This window comes from Pseudomonas sp. 28 E 9 (genome assembly GCF_900004785.1).
GTDB classification, from domain to species: Bacteria; Pseudomonadota; Gammaproteobacteria; order Pseudomonadales; family Pseudomonadaceae; genus Aquipseudomonas; species Aquipseudomonas orientalis_A.
Genome location: NZ_CVTK01000003.1, coordinates 1 through 4,491, shown reverse-complemented (window position 1 = coordinate 4,491; position 4,491 = coordinate 1). Strand labels below are relative to the sequence as shown.

The 4,491-nt window shown below is 62.3% G+C and carries 4 protein-coding genes; 2 read left to right on the top strand and 2 right to left on the bottom strand.

Features of this window, described 5'->3' with window-relative positions; genetic code table 11:
• A partial coding sequence (fruB, locus tag BFQ00_RS00185; RefSeq protein ID WP_139114952.1) for a fused PTS fructose transporter subunit IIA/HPr protein occupies positions 1-1,662 on the bottom strand: 1,662 nt, incomplete at its 3' end.
• A gap of 293 nt (positions 1,663-1,955) precedes the next feature.
• Between fruB and cra the strand changes: the two genes are divergently transcribed.
• Both cra and BFQ00_RS00175 read left to right on the top strand, forming a co-directional pair.
• The gene (gene cra, locus BFQ00_RS00180; RefSeq protein WP_065932272.1) at positions 1,956-2,951 is read left to right on the top strand and encodes a catabolite repressor/activator; all 996 of its coding nucleotides are present in this window, start codon (positions 1,956-1,958) and stop codon (positions 2,949-2,951) included.
• A gap of 2 nt (positions 2,952-2,953) precedes the next feature.
• On the top strand, positions 2,954-3,730 hold the full coding sequence (locus tag BFQ00_RS00175; protein WP_065932271.1) for a TatD family hydrolase: 777 nt from the start codon (positions 2,954-2,956) through the stop codon (positions 3,728-3,730).
• On the opposite strand, the gene BFQ00_RS00170 is transcribed toward BFQ00_RS00175, so the two are convergent.
• Complete coding sequence (locus tag BFQ00_RS00170) at positions 3,677-4,105, bottom strand: hypothetical protein (RefSeq protein WP_065887981.1); 429 nt, start codon at positions 4,103-4,105, stop codon at positions 3,677-3,679. The two genes, BFQ00_RS00175 and BFQ00_RS00170, sit on opposite strands and share 54 nt — an antisense overlap.
• Positions 4,106-4,491 lie beyond the last annotated feature (386 nt).

Below are 4,491 nucleotides of genomic sequence, written 5' to 3'. Positions count from 1 at the left end.
GCCGACTTCGTCCATCACCAGGATGTAGGGTTCATTGGGCTCCTGCGCGGTGTCGACGCCGCACAGTTGCGCCAGTACGCGGCGACCGATGTCGCGCAGGTCGGCGGCGCGCTCGGCGAGCAAGGCATCCTGCAACGACTCCTGCTGCCGGGCAGCCGCTTCGATCACGCTCATCCAGGCCGCCTCGGCGCTTTCGCCTTGCTTGAGGCGCGTATCGACTTCGTCGGTCAGCTCCGGGTCGTCGAGCATTTCCTGGTGAGTGATGAAGATCTCGCGAATCGCCTTGGACTGGCTGCGTTCGATCAGGCCCTCGATATCGCGACGCACATCACTCAGCGCAGCCTGCAGGCGCTGGCGCTCAACCGCGCAGGACTCACCGCGCAGTGGGTAGTCGAATACCTGCTGCACCTGGATATGCGCGGGGCCGATGGCGATACCGGGCGCGGCGGCAATTGCCTGGATCTGGCTACCGGACAGCGGCGCGCTGATCACCGGTTCGATGTCGACGGTGGCGGGCTGGGCGCTGACGGTCGGCAAAGGCTCGACCGCTTCGCCCAGGCCTTCTTCAATTGCGGCCAACAAAGCCGGCAGCGCGTCCCCGGCAATGCTCGGCTCGGCGACGAATTCCAGCACCTGGCCACGCCGCGCGCCGAGGCTCAACAGCTTGCTCAGGCTTTTAACCGATACCGCGCCGACCGGACCATCGATAATGCGCAGGCGAATATCGCCGTCGAAGCTTTTCGCCAGTTGCGCGAGGATCTTCGCCGGGCGTGCATGTAACCCGTGGGCATTGGCCAGGGTGATGCGCGCGCTCGGCCAGTCGGGCGGCAGTTCGCCACCCAGCACCTCAAGCACGGCACGACTGCTGGTGGCGCGGCCCAATTCCTGGCCGCGCCCTTCGATCAGCAAGGCGCACAGGCGCTCGAGCAACGCCTGATGTGCTTCGCCCAGGCTGGCCAGGCAAAACAGGCCATTGAGCGGCTGGCCCAGGTAGCGCATGGGCTTGTCCGGCGTGACGAAGGCCAGGCCCGGACGCTTGACCGTCTGCTCGCTGTGCAGCCACCACAGGCCATCGCCCAGGGGCAGTGCATCGACTTGCTGCAACACGGCGGCAAACCCATTGCTCACGCAATCGGCCTGGCGCAACAGGCGCGCGCCGCGCCACACCAGTTCCTCGAAATCATCGGCCGACACGCCGAGGCTGATCATCTGTGCATCCAGTGCCAGTTCCTGCGGCGCGCCTTGCAGCAGTTTCAGCAAGGCGTCGGCGGAACCGGCACGGCGCAGCGCCTGGCCGAGGTCGGTCTCACCCAGCGCGCGGGTCAGCAATTGCAGCAGGCGCAAGTGTTCATCGGATTTGGCGGCAATCCCGATCGCCAGGTACACGACCTGGCCGTCGCCCCAGTCCACGCCTTCGGGAAACTGCAACAGACGCACGCCGGTGGAAAACACCTGGTCGCGGGTTTCCGGGGTGCCGTGAGGAATGGCGATGCCTTGGCCAAGAAAGGTCGAGCCTTGGGCTTCACGGGCTTGCAAGCCACTGAGATAACCTTCGGCAACCAGGCCATCGGCCACCAGTTTTTCCGCGAGCAGGTGCAAGGCCGCAGATTTATCCACCGCCACCTGGCCCATGGATATCTGCTCTACAGTGAGCTCGAGCATGCCGTTCTCCTAGTTAGTGCGGGATGCGCACTAGGTATTGTTTTGAATAAATCAGCTTAGCGGTGTTCAAAAGTAACTGACTGAGCGGTCAGTTGGCAGTAGCCACTCAGCGGCGAACATCGTAAAAATACCCTTGCTGAAACGTTTAATCTAGAATTTATGGCAGATTACGCGTTAATTGCGCAAGCTTGAAGGGCCACTCGGCGCCTGTTGTGGGACATTGGTCGTATGCGGGAATCGGTTACGATTGGACAAAATGTCGGGGCACGCTCAAAAAAACAAGGAAACCCGGTTTGAAACTCAGTGATATCGCACGTCTGGCCGGTGTGTCGGTCACAACCGCCAGCTATGTCATCAATGGCAAGGCCGAACAACAACGTATCAGCAACGCAACGGTGGAGCGCGTGCGGGCCGTGGTCCAGGCCCACGGTTTTACGCCTAACCCGCAAGCCGCCGGCTTGCGCAGCCGGCACACGCGCACCCTGGGCTTTATCCTGCCGGACCTGGAGAACCCCAGTTACGCACGCATTGCCAAGTTGCTCGAACAAGGCGCACGGGCGCGCGGCTATCAATTGCTGATCGCCAGCTCCGACGATGAGGCTGACAGTGAGCGCCAATTGCTGCAACTGTTCCGCGCGCGGCGCTGCGATGCGCTGTTTGTCGCCAGCTGCCTGCCCGCTGAGGATGACAGCTATCGCGAACTGCAAGCCAAAGGCTTGCCGGTGATCGCCATCGACCGGGTGATGGAGCCCAGCCAGTTCTGCTCGGTGGTCAGCGACGACCGCCAAGCCTGCCAGCAGCTCACCGGCAGCCTGCTGCAACCGTTGCCCAAGCAAATCGCGCTGATCGGCGCCCATCCGGAGCTGAGCATCAGCCAGGAACGTGCTGCGGGTTTTCGTGAAGCCCTGCAAGGCTTTACCGGCGAGGTGATCATCGAACAGGGCGAAGCCTTCAGCCGCGACTGCGGGCGACAGCTGATGGAGCAATTACTGCAGCGCCTGGGGCATCTGCCTGACGCGCTGGTGACCACGTCCTACGTGCTGCTGCAAGGCGTGTTTGACGCACTGCACGACTTCCCGCTCAAGTCGCGGCCACTGCGCCTGGGCACCTTCGGCGATACCCAATTGCTGGACTTCCTGCCGCTGCCGGTCAACGCCATGGCCCAGCAGCACCAACTGATCGCCGACACCGCCCTGCGCCTGGCCCTGGCGGCCATTGAAGAAGAACATTACCAACCCGGCGTGCACGGCATCAGCCGAACCTTCAAGCAGCGTATTCACGAGGCCTGAGTGTGGAGCTGATCGACACCCACACCCACCTGGATTTCGCGGACTTCGACAGTGACCGTCCGCAAGTCCTCGCCCGCAGCCGTCAACTCGGTGTGCGGCGCATGGTGGTGCTCGGGGTTTATCAGCGCAATTGGCAAAGGTTGTGGGATCTGGTGGTGGAGGATGAAGGCTTGTTCGCCGCCTTCGGCCTGCACCCGGTGTATCTCGATGAGCACCGCCCTGCCGACCTGCTGGAATTGGGCGACTGGCTGACGCGCCTGCAGGGCCACCGGCAACTGTGCGCCGTGGGTGAAATCGGCCTGGATTACTTTCTTGAGCATCTGGACCGAGCGCGCCAGCAAGCGCTGTTCGAAGCCCAGTTGAAACTGGCGGTGGATTTCGCCCTGCCCGCCTTGCTCCACGTACGCCGCAGTCACGCGGCGGTGATCGCCACACTCAAGCGCATCCGCCTGCCGCGTGGCGGCATCATTCATGCGTTCGCCGGCAGCCGGGAAGAGGCCCGCGAGTACATCAAGCTGGGCTTCAAGCTGGGCCTGGGCGGTGCCGCGACCTGGCCCCAGGCCTTGCGCATGCACAAGGTGCTGGCCCAATTGCCATTGGAAGCGGTGGTGCTGGAGACGGACGCGCCGGATATGGCCCCGGCCATGTATCCGGGCCGGCGCAACAGCCCACACCACTTGCCGGACATCTGCAGCGCCCTGGCCGAGCGGATGGGCATCAGCGCGTCACGGCTGGCTGAGGCGAGCACACGCAATGCGTGCGAGCTGTTCCAGTGGTAAGCGGCTGACGACTTGCAGGTTCAAGGTCATCCGTTGCCGGTGACGCACGTAGCGCAGCACCAGAAAGTGGATCAACAGCGTCGTCAGCGAAATGTTGAATTGCCCGATCACACTGAGCAGCCCCAGCCACTCTGCAAACAGCGCCGCCAGGAGGGTCGCGCAGGTCAGCATGATCATGCCGGGCGGCACCAGCGCCCAGTGGTCCAGGGCACGAAAGCGACGCAGCTGCTTGCGGCAACACAGCTGCAGGCATGTGTGGCAATAGGTACAGACGAAGGGTTCGTCGATGGCGATGGCGTTCAGTTGCCAGGGTTTGAGTTCAAACGTCATGTCGCAGTGGGCGCAATGCCCTTTGATGCCGATGACAGCGGCCATCGCCGTGCCTCCTTGAGACCGTGACCAGATGATACAAATGTTCACCCATTCACGGCACATTGAAAGGCCAGCAGCGAAATCAGGATAAGCGCCACGCGTGACGGGGTTAAATCCCACCGAAAATTCCTACATGCGGAACGCGCCATAGGTATCTACACAACTTTGGCGTGACGCCGAACTTGCTCCCCGTTGCTACCCGTAGGGGGCACAGCAGCCTATCTTACTGATACCCCACAAATCCAAATGTGGGAGGGGGCTTGCCCCGATGGCGGCCTTAGGGCCGACCAGGATGTTGGATCAGACCGAGTACATATCCGTTTCTGCGGTCATGGCTGCTATGGGTTCCGCTTTTACAGCGGCTCACTTTTGAAAAGCGCAAAAGTAAG

Bases quoted from the DNA above. Each gene is read 5' to 3' on its own strand.
- BFQ00_RS00170 (WP_065887981.1), bottom strand. From the start codon at position 4,105: ATGGCCGCTGTCATCGGCATCAAAGGGCATTGCGCCCACTGCGACATG.